Origin of the sequence: Microcystis sp. CS-574, from assembly GCF_028329095.1 — a bacterium.
Taxonomy (GTDB): Bacteria; Cyanobacteriota; Cyanobacteriia; order Cyanobacteriales; family Microcystaceae; genus Microcystis; species Microcystis ichthyoblabe_A.
In genome coordinates this window covers 1-24,656 of sequence record NZ_JAQMSY010000253.1, presented here as the reverse complement: position 1 = coordinate 24,656, position 24,656 = coordinate 1, and the positions used below count along the sequence as shown (strand labels likewise).

General features: G+C 44.8%; 16 protein-coding genes and 1 pseudogene. 15 read left to right on the top strand and 2 right to left on the bottom strand.

Annotated elements, in window-relative coordinates:
* Nucleotides 1-262: 262 nt before the first annotated feature.
* The 15 genes and pseudogenes from PN470_RS20730 to PN470_RS20660 all read left to right on the top strand — a co-directional run bounded on the left by PN470_RS20730 (nucleotide 263) and on the right by PN470_RS20660 (nucleotide 22,854).
* Entirely contained in the window at nucleotides 263-3,307 is a 3,045-nt protein-coding gene (locus PN470_RS20730) for a type I polyketide synthase (RefSeq protein WP_271939643.1), read from the top strand.
* A gap of 21 nt (nucleotides 3,308-3,328) precedes the next feature.
* Nucleotides 3,329-6,778, top strand: coding sequence for an SDR family NAD(P)-dependent oxidoreductase (locus PN470_RS20725; RefSeq protein ID WP_272105022.1), 3,450 nt, complete (start codon nucleotides 3,329-3,331; stop codon nucleotides 6,776-6,778).
* A 66-nt stretch (nucleotides 6,779-6,844) separates the two neighbouring features.
* Nucleotides 6,845-8,398 (top strand): thioesterase family protein, encoded by a 1,554-nt coding sequence (locus PN470_RS20720; RefSeq protein ID WP_103112243.1) that lies wholly within the window; start codon nucleotides 6,845-6,847, stop codon nucleotides 8,396-8,398.
* Between the two features lie 141 nt (nucleotides 8,399-8,539).
* Complete coding sequence (locus tag PN470_RS20715; RefSeq protein WP_272105021.1) at nucleotides 8,540-10,351, top strand: NAD(P)/FAD-dependent oxidoreductase; 1,812 nt, start codon at nucleotides 8,540-8,542, stop codon at nucleotides 10,349-10,351.
* 127 nt (nucleotides 10,352-10,478) lie between these two features.
* Nucleotides 10,479-11,240, top strand: coding sequence for an SDR family NAD(P)-dependent oxidoreductase (locus PN470_RS20710; protein WP_016517237.1), 762 nt, complete (start codon nucleotides 10,479-10,481; stop codon nucleotides 11,238-11,240).
* A gap of 84 nt (nucleotides 11,241-11,324) precedes the next feature.
* Nucleotides 11,325-12,689 carry a flavin-containing monooxygenase gene (locus PN470_RS20705; protein ID WP_103112241.1) on the top strand — a complete coding sequence of 455 codons (1,365 nt, stop codon included), beginning with the start codon at nucleotides 11,325-11,327 and terminating at the stop codon, nucleotides 12,687-12,689.
* A 47-nt stretch (nucleotides 12,690-12,736) separates the two neighbouring features.
* Entirely contained in the window at nucleotides 12,737-14,500 is a 1,764-nt protein-coding gene (locus tag PN470_RS20700) for an NAD(P)/FAD-dependent oxidoreductase (RefSeq protein WP_103112240.1), read from the top strand.
* 128 nt (nucleotides 14,501-14,628) lie between these two features.
* A complete protein-coding gene (locus PN470_RS20695; RefSeq protein ID WP_002753524.1) occupies nucleotides 14,629-15,000 on the top strand; it encodes a hypothetical protein in 372 nt (123 codons plus the stop codon).
* A 73-nt stretch (nucleotides 15,001-15,073) separates the two neighbouring features.
* Complete coding sequence (locus PN470_RS20690; RefSeq protein WP_272105020.1) at nucleotides 15,074-16,099, top strand: SGNH/GDSL hydrolase family protein; 1,026 nt, start codon at nucleotides 15,074-15,076, stop codon at nucleotides 16,097-16,099.
* A 78-nt stretch (nucleotides 16,100-16,177) separates the two neighbouring features.
* Nucleotides 16,178-17,500 carry an ABC exporter membrane fusion protein gene (locus tag PN470_RS20685; RefSeq protein ID WP_002753531.1) on the top strand — a complete coding sequence of 441 codons (1,323 nt, stop codon included), beginning with the start codon at nucleotides 16,178-16,180 and terminating at the stop codon, nucleotides 17,498-17,500.
* The gene (devC, locus tag PN470_RS20680; protein WP_016517232.1) at nucleotides 17,497-18,693 is read left to right on the top strand and encodes an ABC transporter permease DevC; all 1,197 of its coding nucleotides are present in this window, start codon (nucleotides 17,497-17,499) and stop codon (nucleotides 18,691-18,693) included. The genes PN470_RS20685 and devC overlap by 4 nt, the downstream gene beginning before the upstream one ends.
* A 48-nt stretch (nucleotides 18,694-18,741) precedes the next feature.
* The gene (locus PN470_RS20675; protein ID WP_002734055.1) at nucleotides 18,742-19,416 is read left to right on the top strand and encodes a DevA family ABC transporter ATP-binding protein; all 675 of its coding nucleotides are present in this window, start codon (nucleotides 18,742-18,744) and stop codon (nucleotides 19,414-19,416) included.
* 201 nt (nucleotides 19,417-19,617) lie between these two features.
* A complete protein-coding gene (locus PN470_RS20670) occupies nucleotides 19,618-21,348 on the top strand; it encodes an Rqc2 family fibronectin-binding protein (protein ID WP_272105019.1) in 1,731 nt (576 codons plus the stop codon).
* 499 nt (nucleotides 21,349-21,847) lie between these two features.
* Nucleotides 21,848-22,168 (top strand): annotated as a pseudogene (locus PN470_RS20665) (RNA-guided endonuclease TnpB family protein); the annotation flags it as partial.
* 446 nt (nucleotides 22,169-22,614) lie between these two features.
* Entirely contained in the window at nucleotides 22,615-22,854 is a 240-nt protein-coding gene (locus PN470_RS20660) for a hypothetical protein (protein ID WP_002794195.1), read from the top strand.
* A gap of 59 nt (nucleotides 22,855-22,913) precedes the next feature.
* Here the strand turns inward: PN470_RS20660 and PN470_RS20655 are convergent, their stop codons facing one another.
* Nucleotides 22,914-24,323: an NAD(P)(+) transhydrogenase (Re/Si-specific) subunit beta gene (locus tag PN470_RS20655; protein WP_002733654.1), complete on the bottom strand. Its 1,410-nt coding sequence runs from the start codon at nucleotides 24,321-24,323 to the stop codon at nucleotides 22,914-22,916.
* Nucleotides 24,320-24,616 carry an NAD(P) transhydrogenase subunit alpha gene (locus tag PN470_RS20650; RefSeq protein WP_002733247.1) on the bottom strand — a complete coding sequence of 99 codons (297 nt, stop codon included), beginning with the start codon at nucleotides 24,614-24,616 and terminating at the stop codon, nucleotides 24,320-24,322. The genes PN470_RS20655 and PN470_RS20650 overlap by 4 nt, the downstream gene beginning before the upstream one ends.
* Nucleotides 24,617-24,656: the final 40 nt, after the last annotated feature.

The window sequence follows — 24,656 nt, the reverse complement described above, 5'->3', positions numbered from 1 at the left end:
AAGTTACAACTATAGAGTAGATGCTAAAGTTTTCCCTTTAACATTTCTCTGGAAAATCCTTTGAATAATTGAATACCTTGGCTTATATACCGTGATTTTATCAAGGTTATTTTGAGTGCCAATAAGATAGTTGTAATTGCTAAATGACAATAAATCATAAGCTTTCGGGAAATACCGAAAAAAGACCTGGCTGGGTTCCCCCGCTCCTAGGATAACCAGATAGTTATCAAACACAATTATTGTCCTCAAAACAAGGAAAAAAATGCCGAAAACTCAAAGCGATAAAATCGCCCATCCTATAGCCGTTGTCGGAATGGGTTGCCATTACCCTGGTGCCAAACAATTAAGCGAACTTTGGGAGAACATTTTAGCGCGTCGTTGTCAATTTCGCCAGTTTCCCGATCAACGTTTACCACTCTCGGAATATTATGATCCCGATCCCGCCACTCCCGATAAAACCTACGGAACACGCGGGGCCTTCATTGATGGCTTTCAATTCGACTGGATTAATCGTCGAGTTCCCAAAAAAACGGTCGATGGAACCGACATCGTGCATTGGTTAGCCTTAGAAATAGCCGACAAAGCGATCGAAGATGCTGGGTATCGTCGAGATACCGTTCCCACCCAGAAAACTGGAGTCATTCTCGGCAATTCCTTAACTGGAGAACATACTCGATCGAATGTGATGCGGTTACGTTGGCCCTACGTACGAAGAGCCTTGCGGGCTGCTGCCGAAGTCAAAGGACTGTCTGGAACAATTGTGGAAGAACTTCTCGAAACAATGGAGAAATTCTATAAATCCGTTTTCCCACCCATTACCGAAGATACCCTAGCTGGGGGACTGTCCAACACCATAGCCGGACGAATCTGTAACTTTTTTAATTTTGACGGTGGTGGTTATACGGTTGATGGTGCTTGTTCCTCCTCCCTAATCGCCGTTGTCACTGCCGCCAATGCTTTAAGTAATGGCGATTTAGACATGGCCTTAGCCGGTGGCATTGATATCAGTCTCGATACCTTTGAATTAATTGGTTTCGCCAAAACCGGCGCCTTAACCAGCCAGGATATGAAAGTGTATGATCGCCGAGCCAGTGGTTTTGTTCCAGGAGAAGGATGTGGTTTTGTTGTCCTCAAACGCTTAGCGGACGCACAGGCCGATGGCGACTACATTTATGCCCTGTTGGACGGCTGGGCTCTGTCCTCCGACGGCAAAGGAGGCATTACCGCACCCTCTAAGGTGGGACAGTCCAAAGCCCTATTAAGAGCTTACGAAAAAGCCGGTTATAGTCCCCAGTCTCTTCATTTTATTGAAGGACATGGAACCGGAACCCCCGTAGGCGATCGGGCTGAAATTGAAGGGGTAGCCCTAGCCATGAACGCCTCGAAACCTGCCCCCCCTCGTTCCTGTGGCATGACTTCTTTTAAATCCCTAGTTGGTCATACGAAAGCGGCGGCCGGGATCGGGGGTTTCATTAAAGCGGTCATGGCGGTTAATCAGCGGATCGTTCCCCCTACCGTTAACTGTCAAGAACCGAATCCCGTTTTCGAGGAGAGCGCCCAATGTTTATATCCAGTGCAACTAGGGGAAATCTACCCAGAAACGGAGGTTTTACGCGCAGGAGTGTCGGCGATGGGTTTTGGGGGCATTAACTCCCATGTGACCCTTTCTTCCGGCGATCCGGCGACAACTCGTCTCAAATCTGGCATAGCCGAACGGGCTTTATTCGTGTCTAACCAAGATACAGAGTTATTTGTTTTTGGGGCGAATTCAACGACAGACCTGTTCAAAATCGTCGAAAAGCTGAAACCGCGAGTAGAAGGCATGAGTTTGGCAGAAATGCCCGATTTAGCGGCTAAATTGGCGCAAGAATTACCTGAACACTGCTCTACGAGGGCCGCCCTGATCGCAGCAACTCCCGGGGAATTATCCACGGGACTCGATCGCCTCTCCCTACTGCTCACAGAGTCCCCCCTTAGAAGCGGAGAAATGCGCGTCTCTCCCCAAAAGGATCTTTGGTTAGCCGAAAAGGTGCAACGAACCAAAATCGGCTTTCTCTTCCCCGGCCAAGGTTCACAACGTTTAAATATGGCGCGGATGTTGGTGGAACGTTACCCCTGGGCGCAGGATTTTCTCTCCCAAGCCGATCAATGGTTGCAAGAAGCGGGATTTGTGCCGATCGGTCCGGTGATCTACCGTCCTCTCGATCGAGCCATCAATCGCGAAGAGGTGGAAAATTGGTTCCAAGCCTTGACCCAAATCGCCCCACAAACGGTTTGTTTTGTGTCCTTACTATGGCAGAAATACTTACAGCGATTAGGAATTAAACCAGTGGCTGTGGGCGGTCATAGTTTAGGAGAATTAACGGCCTTCCAAGCGGCGGATTGCTATGACGAAAAAACTTTACTTTGTTTCGCCGCCCTCCGGGGACAGGTGATGACGGAGAGTAGTTCCACTACAGGGACAATGGCCAGTTTAGCTTGTTCCCGTTCTCAAGCGGAAGAGTTACTACGAGGAGTCGCGGGATATGTGACAATCGCCAATTTAAATAGCCCCAGGCAAACAGTGATTTCGGGTGAGGTCGATAGTGTTTTGGCGGTTCTTGAAAGGGCTTTGGTGCGAGGGATTCAAGGAAAAAAATTACCCGTCGCTAACGCTTTTCACTCGCAAATGGTGGCGGCGGCGGCGGAAAAACTTCGCCAAACTTGCTCTTTTGCGGAATATCCAACGCCGAAGTTGTGGTTAGTATCTAGTAAAACAGGACAGCAAGTTTCCCAAGTAATTTCTCTATCAGAACACTTCGCTGACCAAATTACTGCACAAGTTGATTTTATTTCTCTATACCAACAGATTGCTCGTCAATGTGACTTCTTATTGGAGGTGGGTCCAGGAAAAGTTCTTTCGGGATTGACCGCGGAAATCGCTGAAGTTCCCCTCTGTTTGCCCCTAGAATCTCAAGTGGGTAATACACGAGATCTGAATACAGCAATTGCGGCGATATTTGTGCAAGGAACTGGTATTAATTGGAATTTTTTCTACGAAAATCGGTTGATTCGTCCATTTATTCCAGCGTCAGAACGCCTGTTCATTGATAATCCTTGTGAGCGTTCCTTCGATTTCGAGCGTGAGGAACTCGATCAAATCATCCCTTTTCCACTTCAAACCACATCTAAATCAGCTTCTCTAGAGAACTTACCTGCTTTATCCACAGAGGAAATGAGTGACCTTCTCAGTCATTATTTTTCGCAACGAAGCTCATTTTTAGCCGAATTAATTCGGGCTGATTTAGAAAACCTCTCTTTCCTGTAAACCTATTCGCTGGATGATACCATGACTCACGAAAAACTTTCTCCCAACGAACAAATGAATGAGAGAATTGTCAAAATTCTCTCAGCTTATTTTCAGCAAAGAGGTTCCTTTCTCGCTCAAGTAATCCGCGCCGATTTACAGTCTCTAGGCAGTAACTTTAAGCCTTCAGATATCCCGAACAATGGGAAAAGTCCGACGCATTCTTTTTCGGCTTCAATCCCAGAGAATCCTACGATAAAACCACCGGTTATGGTCGATGCTGCTCCCGCGAAATCTGTACCCACCGTGGCCAGCCAACCTCCTGCCAATTTAGAAACCCAATTAATTGTTTTAGTAGCGCGGAAAACGGGATTTCCCGAAAATACTATTCACCTAGGAGCAAGACTGCTAGATGATTTAAATTTGGATTCTATTAAGGGAGGGGAATTAATCGCGGATTTTGCCAAGGAGTGCAGGGTAGCGGGAAAAGTGGATCCGACCACTCTAGCGAACGCATCTCTTCAAGAAATTCTCGAAGCCGTGCGAGAAGTGATGCCTACCTCAATGGAGCCTTCTACCCCGAATCCAGTGGTAACTACAGAATCTAGAAAGGATGTGCAAACGATTTCTCGCCTCTTGCTAGAATTGGTTGCCGGAAAAACGGGGTTTCCGATCGATAGTTTGTCCCTACAATCGCGCTTACTGGATGACCTGAACTTAGACTCCATTAAAACCGCAGAATTAGTAGCGGAAGCGGCGAAACAGTTGGGCGTTGCCGGCCAGCTCGACCCCGCTCAGTTTGCGAATGCCCCCTTGAGCGAAATCGCTGAGATTTTAGCCAAACATAGTCAATCGCTCGGGACGGACAATCCTTCACCCGTCCCAACCGCTCCCTCTCTAGCTTCTAGCTCTTCTCCTTGGGTTCGTAACTTCGTAGTAGAATATTCCCCCGAAGAAGCGATCGAGCTGCCGGCAGAGGAAAGAGAAAACTGGGAAACCGCCAATTTATTTGCTTACGACAATTGGCCAGAAGCGCGCATTCTCATCGTCGCGGAATCGGAAGAAACGGATTGGGTGCAGATGCTGGAGAAGCACTGGCAAGACAAGGGTGCGATGGTCGAGAAGATCACCTACGAAGAAATGGCCTGGCAAGGAGGGATTCAAAACCCGAAATATACGCACTTCTTGGGAATTTTGCCGCAAAAAGCGCGAGGGGATGGCGATTCCTCGGCGCGATTACTACGAGCTATGTCTCGCCTTAGAGCGATCGCCACTCCCCTCAGTGCCAAGCAATTAGAACGGGAATATGTCACCGTCGCCTATCTTCAATTCGGGGGAGGTCACTTCGGTCGTTTACCCGGAATGAGCAATCTGGAACAATGCGGTACGATGGGCTTTGCCGCTAGTCTGCATTTAGAGCGGGCAGATCTGAAGGTACGGGTGATCGATTTACCCAACCAAAACCCCTCGCCCGCGTTGACCGAAACCATCATTGGTGAAATCGGACGCAAAGAAGCCTATTTAGCCGTGGGCTACGATGAACAATCGATCCGTCGCCTTCCTCGCCCGAAAGTACAGGATCGCACCCAATACGCTTCCCGTTCCCTATCTTGGTCAACGGAGGACGTGGTATTGATTACCGGTGGTGCGAAGGGAATTACCGCCGAATGTGCCATCGCTTTCGCTCGACTCACTGGAGTCAAAACCGCCCTTGTGGGGCGTTCTCCCCATCCCCAAGATGATCCCCTTGATGCTAGTGCGCGCGAGATCGCCCAAACCCTACGGGCGTTTGCGGAAGAACGGCTGATCTGTCGTTACTATTCCTGTGATGTCACCGATGCGATCGCTGTCCGAGAGCTAGTTACTCGTGTTCGCCAAGAGCTAGGCCCGATCACCGGTGTGATTCATGGTTCGGCGTTAAACAAACCCCGTCGGGTGGAAAATTCCACTCTCGGCGAGGCCAAATCGGAAGTAGCCCCCAAAGTCCTGGGCGTTTTGAACCTAATGGAAGCCTTAGAAGAAATGCCGCCGCGACTTTTTGTCGGATTCTCCTCCATTAGTGCGGTTTTGGGATTACCCGGGAATACTTGGTATGGCTTTTCCAATGAATCCCTCGACCTTCTACTTCGCAACTTTGGCGAAAGACACCCAGAAACGTCGGTTTTGGCGATCGCCTTTAGCGTCTGGTCAGAAGTGGGCATGGGGGCACGCATGGGAACGGTTCGGAATCTCAACCGGATGGGCATTGAGGCCATGCCCACAGAAGATGGAGTCAATCGATTCTTAGAACTGATGTTTAAAGATCCCGGCGATTCTCAAGTAGTGGTCACGTCCAAATTGGGCGGCGTGGAAACCATGCGACGGGGCTTTGATACATGGCGTACCCATCGTTACGAACCCCCCGCCTCTTTCTCATTTATCGAGAATATTCACACCATCGAATTGGGAGTAGAAGTGGGTTTCCGTACCCGTCTTACCCTCACTCAAGACTCCTATGTTCGGGATCATATCTATAACGGTTCCTATCTTTTCCCCACTGTCTTCGGTTTAGAAGCGATGGCTCAGGCCGCCTTCTATGTCAGCCAAAAAACAGCATTTTCTCGGCTTCGTCTGCAAGATATCCGCTTAGAGCGACCGATCGTTGTCGATCCCGAACAGGGAGTAGAGATCGAAATTTGGGCGCGAGTTTTCGAAAAGAAATCTCCTCTTGAGCCGCTACAAGTGCGCGCCGAAATCCGTACGGAACGGACAGGGTTTACCATCGCCCATTTTGCCGCCACCTTGATTCTCGACGATCAAAGCGCCGAAGTTCCCCTCTCCACGGTAACTGTACCCGAGCGACCCCTAGATCTTGACCCCAAACAGGATCTTTACGGTTGGTTACTCTTTCAAGGAAGCCGTTTTCAACGACTGAAAAATGTCTATCGTCTCAACTCGAAAGAATTCCTATTCTCCACCCAAGTAGGCGGCGAACGAGCGGAAAAAGAAACCTTCGATCGAGCCGATGGCCCGTTCCTCCTCGGTGATCCCTACTATCGCGACTCTCTTCTGCAATCAGTACAACCGATTATCCCTCAAGATATCTGTTTACCCATCCGCATTGATCGTATTGATCTATACCAAATTCCCCGGAACCAATCCTGTTTTGGACTAGCTATCAATGAAGGACGCGAGGGCAAAGAGTATCGTACCACTGTCACGGCAGTCAACGAGCAGGGGCAGGTTTTGGAAACGTTAGAAGGTTATCAGTTAAGGATTCTAGAACATCGAGGCGACAATCCCACGGCGGAGGAAATCGCCAATCCTGGTCAACGGGACGAACGGCGATTACAAGAACAATTGAAACAGTCGGCCGAAGCCTTCGGGATCGATGCCCCAACCCTAGCGCTCACCTATCAACCCGGTTTACAAAATTTACCCAGCAGTGAGCGCCGACAACAGGAAGTTCCCTTATTCGCCAAAACAGTCGGAAATTTCCTCAATCCTTCCTAATCATTCCGGGAGAATGGTGCGAAAAACGTCTCATTCTCTCCACCTAGTTTCGGAGAATGTTTCAAGATGGGCAAATTCAGACAAGATACGATTACTTCCGCCGTTGATTCTTGGGAACCAGGGAAAACGATGAAAGCACCGCTATATTCGATCACTTCTGGAACAACTCTTCCCCCGGGGATTGATGGTTTACCACTCCCTCAAACTCCTGAAATTCAGTGGTTAACATCAGGTCAACCGATTCTGCAAGGAGCGGGAGTGGAAAATGTCGGGGTTTCCCTATCCCATGATGAGCAATTCTGTCTGTGTGTCTCCGGTTATGGTCGGCAAGGGTGCGATATCGCCCCCATTACTCAACGAAGTCCCCAAGATTGGATCGCTTTACTGAGTTTTAAACGAGAACTTCTACTTCAACAATTACTCGCTCGAGGAGTAGAATCGATCGACCAGGCAGCAACTCGCATCTGGGCCGCCCTAGAAGCTCTCCGGAAAGCTACCCAAGCCATGGACATCGACTTAGTTTTAGAACGATCTCTCGGAGAAAATGTTTTATTTCGAGGCCTCGTTGCCGGTCAGTCTTTATCTGTGCTTACCTTTCCGGTGAAACTTACCCGCAATCCTCAAAGAATGGTAGCGGTGGTGGTCAATTCAACTCCCATTTCCTCCCCTCCCCAAACCACCGTTTCCACTCCCTTGCAAAAACTAATCTGGCGCTGGCCTGTGGGTTACAAGGAAACGGCAACCATTAGCCAAAATGTTTATTTTTCCTACTTCTTTCACTGGATGGGACAAGTACGAGACCGGGCAATTCAACCGATCCGTCATACCTTGGGGGAATATCTCAAAACGGGACGGTGGGGAATGGTAACCAATCGTAGCCAAGTAGAGATTTTTGGAGATTTAGGACTACAGGATCAAGTAGAAGTTCATTTTTGGGTGCAGGAAGTTTCTGGATCAACTGTTAATTTTGGTTACGACTGGTTTCGGGTGACAGAGCAAGAGATACGAGCAAAAATTGCCCATAGTACTTTAACCATGACTTGGACAGAAATTTCTCCTAGTCAAGGCTCAAAAATTCACCCCCTGCCCCAGTTTTTAGCGGATTTTATGGCGGGTCTTTATGAACCGATTCAAACTTCGCCAGTTCCTTCTCTTTTCTCCATGGGCAAGGAACTCTACCGCGGCCATTATCCCCGCGAGAAAGGAAAATTACTCCGGCAAGAATCCTTTCTCACCTCGTTAGAAGAAACGGATGCGATCGGAAATATTAACTTCGCCATCTATAGTGATTGGCAAGGTCGTTTACGTGATCGTTTCGGTTACTCCCTAGTCCCCGAATTCTATGGACGTTCTGGCCAACGAGGAGAATTTCGTTGTCTTCGTAGTCAGATTGACTATTTACGAGAAGCTCTCCCTTTTGAAGAAATTCACGTTTCTATGCAACTGAGGGCTGTATTTGAACGGGGAATGACCTTAGGTTTCGAGTATTTCCGTCAGGATGCGGCGGGTAATTTCCAGAAACTTGCCGTGGGAGAACAGGATGTAATTTGGCTTCTTGCCGATCAACAAGGCCAATTTCAACCCAGTTTTTTACCTTCGACTATTCAAGACGCTTTCTGAGCCGATCGCTCAATTTCTTGGCCGAATTTTTCCAGAAAAAAATCTAGCGAAGTTGAAGTATTCCCTAAATCAGTTTTTTCCTATCTCTTGAGCGGCTATATTCAAGCCACCAAAGTTTTTTAAATCCTAGGAGTTGTTACCGTGAAAAATATGTCTAATCGCCCTTACGATGTAATTATTATGGGGGCCGGGTTAGCTGGCCTTTGTCAAGCTCGACATCTAATGCTCAAAATTCCTAATATTCGGATCGCTATGATTGATCCTCGTCCCGAAAATCGGACAGAAAAGGATCTCAAATTAGGAGAATCTACAGTTGAAGTAGCGACACTATTTTTTGGCAAAGATTTAGGATTGTACGAATATTTAATTGAAAATCATCCCCCGAAATACGGTCTGAATTTTCACTGGCCCAAGCGCAATAATCAGACAAAAACTATCGATGATTACTTTCATATCTGGGCAAATCGGCAACCGGATTTAGCTTCGACGCAACTAAATCGCCCGAAATTTGAACGCGATCTGCTGAAAATGAATCGGGAAATGGGCGCAGATTTTTATAATGGCCGGGTAGTGGATATCGATTTGACCCCGAATGATCAACTACATACCGTTAAGGTTAAATTACCAAACGAGTCGATCGAGTTACAGGGTAAGCATCTTGTAGATGCGGCCGGAAGAAGATTTTTAATCGGCAAGAAAACTAATAATATTAGTTTCGATTCTAAGGATTTGTATGGGGTAAATACTGGTTCAGCTTGGGTTCGGGTTCAAAATGTCGATCGAACAATTTTTCATTCTGGTTACGACCCCACAGGAGCAAGCTGTAGTCATTACTACGCCACCAATCACTGGTTTGGTAAAGGTCATTGGTTATGGATGATTCCCACTGATATAGAGACAATGGAATTATCGATCGGTGTGATTCACCACCATGATTATATTTCCAGTGAAAGCCTCAATAGTAAGGAAAAATTCTATGAATTTCTCAAGGCAAACCATAATATTCTCTATCAATTGGTCACCAGTGCCGAGAATATTGATTTCCACTACTGGCCGAGGCTCGCTCACACCAGTAAAACCCTATACTCTCCCGATAATTGGTATGTGATTGGCGATTCTGCTTGTATTTTTGATGCTTTTTATTCTCTCGGATCGACGATGATCGTATCAGCGATCGATAGTATTACAGAGATTATTCGTGCCAAGTTAGCCGGAGAAGTCAACGCGGCGGAAAAATGCCAAGCCTACAATCAATTCAATCTGACTCTGATCAACTCGATTAATCTCTTTATGCATAACCATAGTCGTCACTTGGGAGATGCCAGTATTATGAGTTGGCGAATTTACTTTGAAAACATGATTTGGTTTGGCATTTTGATCCCCATTTTTGTGGGCAAATGGCACTTAGACTTAGAGTTTATCCCCCAGTTCGTCCAAACTTTCCAAACAACCCTCAGAAGTCTAGTTTATGAAATTCACGATCAGTTCGATCAACTGGTGGACGAAAAGAAAAATATCGGCTTAATGGATTGTTACCGTAGTGATCAACTGATTTGGAACTATCACACCCCTAAGCGTTATACCCACGCCCTCGAAAATGCCCAATATGAACCAAAACAAACCAGCGTATTTACCAGCATGAAGAAAACCTTCTTCTATCTGACCATTTGGTATCTAAAACTGCAATGGAAAAGTGGCGGTCTGTCCCAAGTTTGCCACCCCCGTTCTCTGGGGACAATGGCAAAATTATTGACCACCTCTATTTACATTGGTCTGGGAGATATCATCTATAGTTTAACTGGGAATCATGGCAGTGAAAGCCGATTGATCGCCGAAATGAGACAGGCTTTTCGAGAGTATCAGTATGGGGATACCCTTCAACCTTGGACAGTCGAGGGAGTAGATACTAAATCTCTGGAAATGGAAGCGGAAAAAGTTCCCTTGCAAGTGTAGATATTTTCTAGGGTAAGTTACCCCGTTCAGACAATGTTTACCCCCCGAGAAAAAGCTGATTTCTTTTCTCTCTCTCTCATCAAAAATATCCCTGCTCTTGTTCAATTATCCAATCTTAGGAGGAATTATGCGACGTATTTTCATCACTGGTGCTTCTAGTGGCATTGGCCAAGCTTTAGCGATTAAATTAGCGCAAGAGGGTCATATTTTAGGATTAGCAGCCCGTCGTCAAGATAAGCTAGAACAGGTTGCCCAACAAGTACAGGCAGCGGGGGGTAAGGCCTACCTTTATCCTCTCGATGTGCGCGACCGTCGCCAACAATTCGAGGCGATCAATCATTTCGCCGGGTTAGGGGGTTTAGATGCCGCCGTAGCCAACGCCGGATTCGGCATTACAAAGCCGATTTTGGCAACCAGCGAGGAGGAAGCCCGAGAATTATTCGATGTGAATCTCTTCGGCTTACTCTACACCTTACAAGCTAGCGCTCCCCATCTTCACGAAGGTGTTTTTGTCGGCGTTTCTTCTGTCGTTGCCTATGCTTTGCCCACGGGTTACGGGGTTTATAGTGCCTCGAAAAGCGCGGTTTCATCCCTACTCACCGTTGCTCGCCGCGAGATGGGCCATCAATTTAAAGTCGTTTTGGTGAGTCCTGGGGAAACTCAGACAGAATTTTGGCAAGTTGCCCAAAAGCGTTCCGGGCATTTAATTGATGGTCGTTCTCCAGTGCCGATGGCTTCAGCCGATACGGTGGCGGCAGTAATTGCCCGAGCGATCGAGCGTCCCCAACCGAATGTTTTTATGAATTGGACAGAGCGTTTATTGCCCATCCTACGGGGTGCTTTTCCGGCGGTTCTGGAACATCATTATCGAGTAGTTGAACAACATTAAATTTCCTCTGGAAATCAGGGGTACCCCTGATTTCCTCCCTGACTTTTTCGAGTGAAATTTTGAAACTCTGGAGAACATAGAACGATGAATCCCCTGCTCGATCGAGTATGTATTATCGGTGCTGGTGCTTCAGGCATCGCAGCTTGTAAGGTCTTAAAAGAGCGAAGAATTGCCTTTGATTGTTATGAAATGAGTAACCGTGTGGGCGGTCTTTGGGTCTATAACAATGCCAATGGTTTATCCAGTGCCTATCGCTCCCTGCATATTAACACTTCCAAACAACTGATGCAATACTCCGATTATCCTTTATCAGAGGAGTATCCTAATTTCCCGCATCACAGTCAAATCGCTCAATACTTTGATGATTATGCCGAGCATTTTGGCCTTAAGCCCCATATTCATTTTCAAACAAAAGTCGTTCAAGCTGAACCCCTAGAATTGGGTGGTTGGCAAATTACTCTCGACGATCAATCTTGCCATAATTATCGGGCCCTAATTGTTGCCAATGGACACCACTGGAATCCTCGTTGGCCTAACCCGTCTTTTCCTGGAGAATTTGAGGGCAAACAAACCCATAGTCATTACTATAAGAGTGGGGAAATTTATCAGGATAAAAATATTGTTGTAGTCGGTTTTGGCAATTCTGCGATGGATATTGCCGTTGAAGTATCTCGGATTGCTCGAAATACTTACTTATCCGTAAGACGCGGCTTTCATATTATTCCTAAACACGTTTTAGGAACCCCGCTTGATCTAGCGCCAATTCCTCGTTTTTTACCGTTCTCCTGGAAATTAAAAATTCAAGCTTTTGCGGTGAAATTGCAGGTGGGAAAATTAAGCCAGTATGGTCTCCCCGATCCCGATCATCCTTATATGCACGCTCATCCTACCATCAGTTCCGATATTTTTTCCGCCCTATCTCACGGACGAGTGAAACCGAAACCCAACATTCAAAAGTTAGATGGAGATGGAGTGATCTTTGTGGACGGAAGCCGAGAAAAAGTGGATGAAATTATCTATTGCACTGGCTATAACGTGAGCTTTCCTTTTTTCCGTTCAGAAGTGATCGAGGTTAAAAATAATGAGGTACAACTATTCCATCATGTTTTTCACCCTCACTATCGCGATTTATTTTTTATTGGCCTATTACAACCGATCGGTCCGGTTATGCCGATCGCTGAATTACAAAGTCAGTGGATTAGTCAATACTTATTAGGAGAGTACAAGTTGCCCGATTCTAGGACAATGAAACGGGAAATCTTCCAAGAAAAAGAACAAGTTTGTCAACGTTACGGTTATTCAGCCCGTCACACAATGCAAGTGGATTATGAGCCTTATATTGCTCGTGTGAAAAATGAGATGAAAAAGGGTTCCAGGGGAGCGGTACCTCTGCTCCAATCTGAAGCCAATTCTTTGTTACCAGCCCACATTGTTAGCACGATCAGCTAAATTTTCTGTTCCACTGTCTCTATTTACTCCTGTTCTCGGTAATTGTCATGATGAAAACCACTAATTCTGTTCGGCAATTCGTCTATGATGTTGTGATTATGGGTGCTGGTTTTGCGGGCGTTTGCCAAGCCCGTCACCTGATGCTTAAGGTTCCCAATATCAAGATCGCTTTAATCGATCCTCGTCCAGAAAATCGTAGCGATAAGGATCTAAAAATTGGCGAGTCAACGGTAGAAATTGCTAATTTATTTATTTGTAAAGAGTTGGGTCTTTACGAATACATGATTGAAAATCATCCTCCCAAATTTGGCTTAAATTTTCACTGGCCAAAAGATTCTCACAAAACCGATACCATCGAGGATTACTACCATATTTGGACGAATCGACAGCCCCCCCTTGCCTCTAGCCAAATGAATCGAGCTAAATTTGAGCGGGATCTGTTACGAATGAATAAGGAAATGGGAGTTGATTTTTATAATGGTCGTGTCGTTGATGTTACTATTCATCCCGGAAATGATCCCCATCAAGTCAAGGTGAAATTGCACGATGAAGTGATTGAATTAACCGCTAAACATTTAGTAGATGCCGCTGGTCGTCAATTTATTATCGGCAAAAAAACGGATAATGTTATTTTCGATCCGGAGCATCTTTGTGGTGTAAATACGGGTTCGGCATGGGTACGGGTTAAAAATATTGATCGAACTCTTTTTCACTCTGGCTATGATCCAGAAGCCACATCCTGTAGTCACTACTATGCCACTAATCACTGGTTCGGGCAAGGTCATTGGCTATGGATGATTCCCACGGACACAGACACTCAAGAAATTTCGATCGGAGTTATCCATCATCATGAAATTATTCCCGCCGATTATCTAAATCAAGAACAGAAGTTTTACGCATTTCTCAAAGCTAATCACAAACTTCTTTATGATTTATTGAGCAGTGGAGAGAAGATCGATTTTCACTACTGGCCGAGAATCGCTCACACCAGTAAGGAAGTTCTTTCGGCAGATAATTGGTATGTGATTGGGGATGCGGCTTATATTTTCGATGCTTTTTATTCTATGGGTACATCCCTGACCACTTTTGCCATCGAAAGTGTTACTGAAGTCATTCGATCGAAGTTAGCAGGAGAAGCAGATGCCGAGGTTAAACGCGTAGCTTACAACCAATTTAATCTCGCACAAGCGGAAGGAGTGAATCAACTTATGCGCGATCACAAAACTCAACTCGGTCATGCCAGTATCATGAGTTGGCGAATCTATTTCGAGTACATATGGTGGTTCGGAATTTTGGTACCCCTGTATGTGGGAAAATGGCATCTTAATGTTTCCTTTATTGAGGGATTTGTCAAGATTCATCGTCAGACAGTCAATTCACTTTTTGTCGAGATTTACGAACAATTAAATCAATTAGTTGAACGAAAAGCTAACCTAGGCTTACTGGATTGTTATCGAGGGGATCAGCTACTAGGTGACTATCAACCGCTAGTCCATTTTGATAGCTTCCTAGAAAATGTTCAATATGAGCCTTTTCGTAGTAACATCTTTACGAGCATCAAATACACTCATTTCTATGGAGCGATTTGGTATCTCGTTTTTCAGTGGAAGGGGTTTGGTTTGGGGGGAGTAATAGCTCCTAAACATCTCTATCACTTCCTGCGACTCTTGCTTTTGTCAGGGGTCGCCTCGTTCGGAGAATTTTATCATCGATTAAAGATGAAAAAAATTCCTCATAATCATCAAATTGCTTGCACAACTGAGGAATTTAAACATTATCAATATCAATCTTCTTTAAACCCTTGGTTTTAGCCGTGTTTATCAAGGGTGTTTTCTAGGAATAGGTGCGGCTAGGATGATCAAGTAATATGATTAATAGCCACCTATTTATTTCCTGACAACTCTCCATTCTTGCTCTTAAGAATTACTCGGAAAAAGTCATGTTTACCTATGAAGAAATTCATCAAGGGGTCAAATCGTTAGGGCTAAATCTGACCGAAAAAGAATTAGCATCTCTACAGTCTGGCAATCTAGTTTCGTTAGAGCAAAGACGCTTAAGTGAAATTGGCTCTATTTTTATCCTCGCTGCTGCTCTTTGTCCTCTCAATTCAGACCAAAAAAGAAAAACTCCCCTATTTCTCGATATTTACGCTTCAGAGCAACCCGCATCTAATCAACAAGGTATCCCGGTTTATTGCTGGTCAAAAAAACCATCCGAACGAGCTTGTCTTTATCTATTTTTAGCCAATGGAATTCCTTCTTGTCAGATCGTGGTAACTTTTTGTCAATTGCCAGAGGAAATAACTTCTTAGGGAATTGTTTTGCTCAATTTTAATAGCATTTCTCAGAAAATGTGTTTTTATTTATTTCCGAAAACCTCAAGATATGTCCACAAGTAAAAGGTTATCTGTCTCGCTTATTTTTCCTGAATATTGGTTGAGGACACATCCTCTCCGAACAATAACCTTTCAAGCTTTTGGGATTGGTTCTCTTTCCTTACTCTGTGCAGGAGTAATACAATCTTCGGTTCAAGCGAGTAGCTTTAACATTGATGAAATCTATGTTTTTGGTGACAGCAACGTAGATATAGGTCGAGTGTATCAGGCTACTGGTGGAGCATTTCCACCGGTTCCCCTGTATGCCGAGGGACGTTTTACCAATGGCCCGGTTTGGGTGGAATATCTAGCCCAATCTCTGGGATTAACGGTTAATGCCGCCACCAATTTTGCTTTTGGCGGAGCGAATACGGGGACGCTGAACACGATTAATCCAAGTTGGCCAGGAGTCCTCACGCAAGTCAATCAATATCTTAATAGCGTAACGGTCGCCGATCCTCGGGGATTATATATCATCGCTGCCGGAGCTAATGACTATGTGTTTGGCGGCATCACTGAGCCAGTAGAGGCGGTGAACAATCTAGAAATTTCTATTCGCGCTCTTGTTGGCATGGGGGCCAGCCAAATCATGGTCAGTAATCTTTTCGATTTAGGAAAAGTGCCTCTTGTGCAAGGGACCGGACGAGAAGCGGCTCTCAATCACTTCACCACAGAGCATCGAGAGCTGCTATTTACTCGAATCAACCATTTGCAAACAACCTTTGGATCCCAGGTAAAAATTATGACTCTAGATTTCTGGGATAGTTTCAACCAATTACAAGCCAATCCCGCTCGTTTTGGGTTTAGTAACGTAACAGAACCCTGTCTAGTCACTAATCCGGTTGTGAGTGTTTGTAGTGATCCCGATAGTTACTTTTTTTGGGATCAACTCCATCCCTCGACCGCCGGACAAAGAGCAATCGCCGCCGTTGCTCAATCGAGCTTACAGTCCACCCCCGAACCAGCTACCGGTGGGGCTATATTCTTCGTTTCTGCCCTTGCTTTCATCGGTCGAATGATCCGAAAAAATCCCTAACTCCTTCCCCGTCGGCCTTTGTACAGTCTCGGTAGTTTCCTGTTTTGCCCTTATTTTTTGGTTAGAATCAACTAAACAATGGTTAAATCTGCATTTTTTGTGAAACCTAGAGGCTGGATAACAAGTGTTACTGTCATTACAGTTGCTATATTAACTGGTTCGAGTGCTACCTATTTTCTCTTACGTTTTCGAGGGAATAGCCCCGCTCCGGCGGCGATTTATTCCCCATCGAAGATTAGTCCCACTGCTATCTCCGCCAGAGGCTATCTCGAACCCAAGGGAGAAGTGATTAAAATCTCGGCCCCTGCTTTCATGGAGGGAACGAGGGTAGCCCAACTCCTAGTAAAACAAGGAGATCATCTGAAAAATGGTCAAATTATCGCAATTTTAGACAACCATGAGCGCCTTCAAGCCGCTTTAACCCAAGCCGAAGCCCAGAGGAAAATATCCGAGGCCCGTTTAGCGCAAGTTAAAGCGGGGGCAAAACAGGGAGATGTGGCCGCACAAGATGCTCGTTTCCAAAAAACACGAGCGGAATTAAGGGGACAGATTGCTACCCAACAGGCGACCATTGCCAGTTTAGAAGCGGAGTTACAAGGGGAAACCTCGGCCCGAAAGGCAACTATCGAACGAATTCGGGCCGAATTAATCAACGCACAAACGGATTGCCGCCGTTATCAAACCCTGTACCTAGATGGGGCTGTACCGGAGCAAGAACGGGACCGCTTTTGTCTACAAGCCGAAACCATAGCTAAAAGTTTACAAGAAGCGGAAGCGAATCTGAATCGAATTGAGCGCACCATGAAGCAACGTATTCAGGAGGCCAAAGCCAATCTTGATCGCACCCGAACCACCCTTGCTCAAGAGATCAAAGCCAATCAAGCGGCTTTAGAAGCGGTCGCCGAAGTTCGTCCTGTCGATGTCCAAGTTGCCGAAGCCCAATTAATATCTGATCAAGCCTTGGTAAAACGGGCCCGAGCCGAATTAAACCTAGCCTATGTAAAAGCACCAAAAAGCGGTCAAATTCTGAAAATTCGTACCTGGCCCGGAGAAGTTGTCGGCAATGAGGGGATTGTTGATTTAGGTGAAACTGGGGAAATGTATGTTCGCGCAGAAGTTTATGAAACAGACATTCAACGGGTACGCGTCGGACAAACCGCTACGATTCGGAGTGATGGTTTAGCCGGAGAATTAACGGGAGTTGTTAGCGAAATTGGTTTACAAGTGGGCCGGCAAAATGTTCTTGGTACTGATCCGGTAGCCGATGCCGATGCCAGGGTAGTGGAAGTGAAAATTCGCCTTACCCCCGAATCGAGCACCCAAGTATCTGGCTTAAGCAATTTGGAAGTGACGGTGGTAATTGAGGATAGCAATGCCCAAAATCAAGGAGAAACCAAGTGAATAAGCGAAAATTATTCCAGAAACGAGGCACTAAGTTAGCCACGGCTTGGCTACAGCTAAAGCATCAAAAAGTTCGTCTACTGGTGGCTCTTTCAGGCGTAATTTTTTCCGTGGTGATTATTTTTATGCAGTTGGGGATTCGCGATGCTCTCTTCGATAGTGCCGTTCGTTTCCATCAAAGTTTACAAGGAGATATTTTTTTAATCAGTCCTCGCTCGACTGCCTTAATTGCGATGAAAAGTTTCCCAGAACGACGACTTTTACAATCACTTGCTTTTGATGAAGTCGATTACGTTAGCCCGATTTATCTCGATTTTGCTCAATGGAAAAATCCTAATACTCGTAATTATTGGCGTAATATTTTTGTCCTTGGTATTAATCTGAGACACCCCGTACTCAATTTGCCTGGAATTACCGAAAATATCGAGAAATTAAAAATGCCTAATACGGTATTATTTGATCAGGGTTCTCGTAGTGAATTCGGGACAATTGCCCAAGATTTTCGCAGGGATGGAAGCGTAAGCACAGAGTTGGGAAATCCCAACGGAAATCGCAAGGTTAATGTGGTGGGTTTATTTCAGTTTGGGACTTCCTTTGGCTCCGATGGAAATTTAGTGACTAGCCATATAAATTTTTTACGAATTTTTGATAATCGCAAAAAAGGCTTTATTGATGTGGGTTTGATTAAACTAAAACCAGATCAAGATATTCAAAAAACCCTAGAAAAACTCAGAAAATACTTGCCAAAAGATGTTCGAGTCTTGTCGAAAAGCGAATTTGTTAACTTTGAAAAAAAATATTGGCAAACTAGCACGGCGATCGGGTTTATTTTTAACCTAGGAGTTGCTCTAGGAATTATTGTTGGTGTGGTGGTAGTTTATCAAATTCTCTATACAAATGTTTCGGAACATCTTTCAGAATACGCCACCCTAAAGGCAATGGGCTATCGTCATCGCTATCTCTTATCAATGGTTTTACAACAGGCTTTTTTAATTGCTGTTCTCGGATATATTCCAGGTTTTTTGATCGCTAATATTCAATATGAGTTTACTAAAAATGCCACCTTATTACCTGTCAATATGTCGCTTGATCGAGCGGTTTTTGTCTTTATCTTAACCTTAGTCATGGCCTTCGTTTCGGGAGCCACTGCTGTTAAAAAATTGCAAGATGCCGATCCGGCGGATATTTTTTAGAAAAAAGAAACAAATATCTATACCTCATCTCAAGGAACAAAGCGGTCTATGGACGTTATTGATATTCAAAACCTCAATCACTATTTCGGTCAAGGAAAGCTGAAAAAACAAGTTCTTTTTCAGATCAACCTAAAAATCATAGCGGGAGAGATCGTTATTTTAACTGGCCCCTCTGGTTCCGGAAAAACAACCTTACTATCCTTAATCGGTGGCCTACGCTCTGTTCAAGAAGGAAGCTTACAGCATTTTGAAAAAGAATTACGGGGGGCTAGTGAAGAACAATTAGTCCAAACCCGCCGTCAAATTGGTTATATTTTTCAAGCCCATAATTTGTTACCCTTTCTAACCGCAAGACAGAATGTACAAATGTCGATCGAGCTTCAGGAACATCTCGGCGGACGGGAAACAGAAGAACGCGCTGCTTTGATATTAGAAAAAGTCGGCTTAGGACATCGGATCGACTATTATCCAGATAGCTTATCCGGGGGACAAAAACAAAGGGTAGCGATCGCACGAGCTTTGGCCGGTAATCCCCCATTAGTTTTAGCCGATGAACCAACAGCCGCCCTCGATAGTAAAACGGGACGAGACGTGGTAAATTTGATGCAACGTTTAGCCAAAGAACAGCGCCGTACTATTGTACTCGTTACCCACGATAATCGGATTTTAGATATTGCTGATCGCATTGTTCACATGGAAGATGGACGCTTGTGCAGTTGCTAATAGCCATCCAGAGAAAACTCAGAAAAGGCGCTCCTCAGCTTTTCGGCTAAGACTGGGATACCTCCACCGATAGATTCTGACACCAAATCTGTTTTTAATTGAGGAAACAACTTTTTTGTCTTAGCCTTAGTGGGAAGCTATTATATTTTCATGCTTGGCGGTGCCACCTTTGGCATCGAGAAGATTTCCTGAATCCTGAAAATGCAATCCCTAGACTTTACCACCCTCAGTGCCACTTGTGCCGAAATTGCCGCCCCTTGGCTGCCAGCCAGACTAGAACAAGTGTATCAAATTGATCGCCAAACCATCGCCCTCCATTTACGAACCTTCGATCGCAAGGGATGGTTAATTATTTCTTGGCATCCCCAAGGGGCGCGGCTGCATATTGGTGATCCACCGCCGAAAGTCCCTGATACCTTCACTTTCAGCGATCAATTGCGTCATCAACTCAATGGTTTTGCCCTGACAAAATTAGCATTTGTTGCCCCGTGGGAAAGAGTCATTGATCTGCAATTTGCCAAACGTCCCGATGATCCGGCGCTGTGGCATTTGTATATAGAAATTATGGGCAAATATAGCAATGTCATTTTAACTGCGGCTGACAATCAAATTGTCACCGTTGCCCATCAAGTTAATGCTACCCAGTCTAGTGTTCGCACCGTACAAACGGGACAAACCTATCAACTACCCCCCGTTTTATTGGCAACAAATCCCAGTTTAGAAGAATCCTTGAGCAGTTGGCAAACCCGAGTTAGTTTAATCCCTAAAACTATCGAAAAACAGCTAGTTAGTACCTATCGTGGGGTTAGTCCCGTTATCGCTCGATCGCTGTTACAAAAAGCCAAAATTAACCCAAAATTAAACACGGATCAGTTAGATAATAATGATTGGGAAAAGCTCTTTTCGGCCTGGCAAGAATGGTTAAAAATCCTTGAAAATAAAACCTTTCAACCGGGATGGACGAGAGAAGGTTATACAGTTATCGGTGGGGAGATGCTGGCAGCGGCTAAAAATGTCCAAGAATTATTAAACCGTTATTATAGCGACCAAATTAATCAAGAAAACTTTCGACAACTACAGCAAAAATTAAACCAAAAAATCACCTCTTTACTGACTAAACTGCAAACTAAAGCGGCAGGATTTCAAACAAGACTAGCAGAATCTGCTCATGCTGATCGCTATAAAGAGCAAGGGGATTTATTAATGGCAAATTTACAGCAAATACAGCAGGGAATGACTAGCATTACTTTGGCGGATTTCCAAACAGGAGAACCTGTCATTATTCCTCTCGATCCCGAAAGAAATCCCGTGCAGAATGCCCAATATTTGTATAAACAACATCAGAAATTAAAAAGGGCCAGGTTAGCGGTGGAACCTTTATTAGAGGAAGTGGTCAGTGAAATTAATTATCTCGAACAGGTGCGATCGAGTTTAAGTCAACTAGAAAATTATAGCAGCAGCGAAGATTTAGAGGCATTAGACGAGATACAAGAAGAATTAATTCAACAGAAGTATCTAGAAAGCAATTACCAGCGTAATCGGACGAATAATAAAGAATCCGAACCCATGCGCTTTACTACTCCCTCTGGAGTCGAATTATGGATTGGCAGAAATAACCGTCAAAATGATCGGCTAACTTTTCGTAGTGCCAGCGATTACGATATCTGGTTTCATAGTCAAGAAATCCCTGGTAGTCACGTTTTACTGCGTTTAAGTCCCGGTACAGTTCCAGAAGCCGCCGATCTGCAATTTGCCGCCGATTACGCCGCTTATTATAGCCGCGCTCGCCATAGTGAACAGGTTCCCGTTGTCTATACCCGTCCTAAATACGTCTATAAACCCAAGGGCGCAAAGCCCGGTATGGTGGTTTACAAACAGGAAACAGTAATCTGGGGCTGTCCTCAGAGGGTTGAGGATTACCGCAAAAAATAATTTTTTACCAAATCGTTTACTTTTTTTTACACAAAATGGGTATTGTCTGTTACAATTTTTACTAGAGAGATAAATGCAGTTCAGGCGCTTGGGAACGCAAGAACTATATTTCCTCAGATTACAACAACAAACAACAGCAAACCAGTGGTAGCAGCCGATAGTCGAGGGAAAGACACAAAAAACCGACTATTTAGGTGATATTAAAGCGACCACTGGTATTTTATCTTAACCTAACCGGTTCTGTAACTCCGTGATCGTCCCCGTCTCACATTTTGTAATGGTGCAAAATTAATTTCCATTCAGCCAGAAGTATAACCTAAATTAGGGCTTGCTGAATAATGGTAAAACCCTTTTTAATCTTTCAATAGGATTAGTTTGATCGAAAATTTGGGTACAAACCCTTCCTTTAGTGTAGGGTCGGGCAGCTTTAAATAAATATGTATTGTCAACTTAAGGAATTTTGTATTAAGATGTTGATACTCGGTCAAGCATCGTCAAAATGTTTGTACTAAAATGCAAGGTTAAGCCAAAACCTAATCAGATAGAAGCCATTAACGAAGCAATACGGACAACCCAATTTGTTCGGAATAAAGTCCTGCGTTATTGGATGGATAATCGGGGTGTTGGCAAAACCGAGTTATTTCGGTACAACACAGCATTAAGAAAAGAGTTTAAATTTGTTGATGATTTAAACTCCCATGCTTGCCAGACTGCTGTAGAAAGAACCTTGCGGGCAATTACTCGTTTTTACGATAATTGCCAAAATAAAGTTAAAGTAAAGAAAGGCTACCCTAAGTTTAAAAAACATTCCCATTCCGTAACGGGCAGAAACTGCTGAACAAAGAGGGCAAATGCTAGAGGCAAAATTGCGAGCTTTGGGGGTAGAATTAGATTAAATTAACCTAGTTTCTGGAGCGGACAAGACAGCTTTTTTCGTCAAGCACAAAGACACAAAGTTATACTACAGCGTTTCTCTCACCATTAAGATAACTGCTATAATGTATTCGCCAACTCTAAGTGGTCGAACAAAATTAAAGTTAACCGTGAGGCAAGGGAATAGATCAGAGGCAATAGTCAAGGCTCTCAGCTTTATTAATGTTTCTTAATACAAACGTATTTGTTGAGAGGGTTTCCGAGCAAATATGGAGTGTAAACTGATTAGGCATCGTCCGTAATTCCTGATCCTGACTGGGGATAACTGCCATGGCTTCTACTACTTAGAAAAAAATTATCAAGTTTGTATTGATCACTCAAGGAGAAATTTTTATGGAAATATCTCGTCCTAATCAAGCAGAATTAACCGCCGAAGAACATCAGGAACTAGAAAAGTTGCGCGCTATTATCGAACAGGCTAGTGTTGATGGCGTGATCACTCAAGGGGAAAGGGAAAGAATTGCTCTAGCTATGAGGTCTGATGGTAAAGTGACCCTGGAAGAATTAGAGTTAGTCAGAACTTTAATTACCGAAAAAGTGAGCAAAGGGGAATTAGTTCTTGATTATCTTTAAACTCTGAAAAATCCGATAAAAAAAAGACGGGGTTTTCACCCCGTCCTATTTGTCAAGAATTATGACAAATCCTTGACTTGTGATACTAATTGTGCTACCACATCTTGAGCGCTACCAAAGAGCATAAAAGTTTTAGGATTGTAGAATAATTCGTTTTCTACCCCGGCAAAACCCGATCGCATACTGCGCTTAATCACGATCGTGTGCTGTGCCTTATCCACGTCCAGAATCGGCATTCCATAAATCGGACTAGCTTTATCATGACGGGCAGCGGGATTAACCACATCATTCGCCCCAATAATTAACGCCACATCGACGCGCTCAAACTCAGGATTAATATCATCCATATCGTAGAGCTGCGGATAGGGAACATTAGCTTCGGCCAATAATACATTCATGTGTCCTGGCATTCTTCCCGCCACGGGGTGAATAGCATATTTAACCTCAACGCCATTTTTTTCCAACTGTTCAGCCAATTCTCGCACTGCGTGTTGTGCTTGGGCCACTGCCATGCCGTAACCTGGTACAATCACCACAGAACGCGCATAACCGAGCATCATAGCCCCTTCTTCTGAATCAATAGCATGAACCGATTTATCGAGGCTAGAAGTGGCGCTCGCTTCGCCTCCAGCACTAGCACCGGTACCAAATGCCCCAAATAGTACACTAGCCAGCGATCGATTCATGGCTTTACACATGATCTGAGTTAGGATAATCCCCGACGCACCCACCAAAGCACCGGCGATGATCAACATACTATTCATCAGGATAAAACCGACTACGCTGGCGGCAAGTCCCGAAAAAGAGTTTAAGAGGGAGATAACCACGGGCATATCGCCGCCGCCGATGGGAAGCACGAATAAAGCCCCGAAAATTAGGGAAAGTCCCACCAAAGTCAGGAAAACATCGATCGAGGTGGGATTAAAAAAGAGATAGACACTACCCCCTAAAAAGGTGAGTAGTAAGAGAATGTTAAAGGGTTGCTGGAAAGGAAAAGTTACGGGTGCACCACTGATTAATTCCTGTAATTTGGCAAAAGCGAGGACACTACCGGTAAAAGTGACACCACCGATCAATATACCCAAAATAGCGATCAGTATCGAGTCAAAGGCAATATTTTCACCACTTTGCAGTAAACGCCAGTATTCGCCCATGGCAATTAAAGCACTGGCAGCACCGCCTAAACCGTTAAAAATCGCCACCATTTGGGGCATAGCTGTCATCGGGACTTTTTGCGCCGAAACTAGGCCGATAATTGAACCAATCACCAACGCTACGGCGATTAAACCATAGCTGAGGATTTCTTGATTGATTAAGGTGGCAATAACGGCGATTAGCATCCCGATGGCAGCCAGAAAATTGCCTTGACGGGCGGTAGCGGGGGAAGATAATTGTTTAAGACCGATGATAAATAAAATGGCGGCGAGTAGATAGGATAACTCGATCCCTGTGATCAGGGCATTATTCATGATTTAGCCTCTTTTTTCTTGAACATTTGCAGCATTCGATCGGTAACGACAAAACCACCGACCACGTTAACCATCGCCAAAATAACGGCAATTAACCCTAAAATTACGGTTAATTCGTGCCAATCCGTGCCTCCGGCGATGAGGAGCGCACCGACAACGGCGATACCTGAAATTGCATTGGCTCCCGACATCAGGGGTGTATGGAGAGTGGGAGGGACTTTATTGATCACCTCGAAACCGACAAAGGAAGCGAGGACAAATACCACTAAAGCGGTTAAAAGTTGGGCAGTCATTGGTTAAAGAAATAGGGGATAGGGTGTGGGGTGTGGGGTG

Excerpts from the sequence above, each read along its gene's own strand:
- PN470_RS20705 (WP_103112241.1), top strand. The coding sequence starts at position 11,325 with ATGAATCCCCTGCTCGATCGAGTATGTATTATCGGTGCTGGTGCTTCA.
- PN470_RS20650 (WP_002733247.1), bottom strand. The coding sequence starts at position 24,616 with ATGACTGCCCAACTTTTAACCGCTTTAGTGGTATTTGTCCTCGCTTCC.
- PN470_RS20725 (WP_272105022.1), top strand. The coding sequence starts at position 3,329 with ATGACTCACGAAAAACTTTCTCCCAACGAACAAATGAATGAGAGAATT.
- PN470_RS20710 (WP_016517237.1), top strand. The coding sequence starts at position 10,479 with ATGCGACGTATTTTCATCACTGGTGCTTCTAGTGGCATTGGCCAAGCT.
- PN470_RS20660 (WP_002794195.1), top strand. The coding sequence starts at position 22,615 with ATGGAAATATCTCGTCCTAATCAAGCAGAATTAACCGCCGAAGAACAT.
- PN470_RS20670 (WP_272105019.1), top strand. The coding sequence starts at position 19,618 with ATGCAATCCCTAGACTTTACCACCCTCAGTGCCACTTGTGCCGAAATT.
- PN470_RS20700 (WP_103112240.1), top strand. The coding sequence starts at position 12,737 with ATGATGAAAACCACTAATTCTGTTCGGCAATTCGTCTATGATGTTGTG.
- PN470_RS20675 (WP_002734055.1), top strand. The coding sequence starts at position 18,742 with ATGGACGTTATTGATATTCAAAACCTCAATCACTATTTCGGTCAAGGA.
- PN470_RS20720 (WP_103112243.1), top strand. The coding sequence starts at position 6,845 with ATGGGCAAATTCAGACAAGATACGATTACTTCCGCCGTTGATTCTTGG.
- PN470_RS20685 (WP_002753531.1), top strand. The coding sequence starts at position 16,178 with ATGGTTAAATCTGCATTTTTTGTGAAACCTAGAGGCTGGATAACAAGT.
- PN470_RS20730 (WP_271939643.1), top strand. The coding sequence starts at position 263 with ATGCCGAAAACTCAAAGCGATAAAATCGCCCATCCTATAGCCGTTGTC.
- PN470_RS20655 (WP_002733654.1), bottom strand. The coding sequence starts at position 24,323 with ATGAATAATGCCCTGATCACAGGGATCGAGTTATCCTATCTACTCGCC.
- PN470_RS20695 (WP_002753524.1), top strand. The coding sequence starts at position 14,629 with ATGTTTACCTATGAAGAAATTCATCAAGGGGTCAAATCGTTAGGGCTA.
- PN470_RS20690 (WP_272105020.1), top strand. The coding sequence starts at position 15,074 with ATGTCCACAAGTAAAAGGTTATCTGTCTCGCTTATTTTTCCTGAATAT.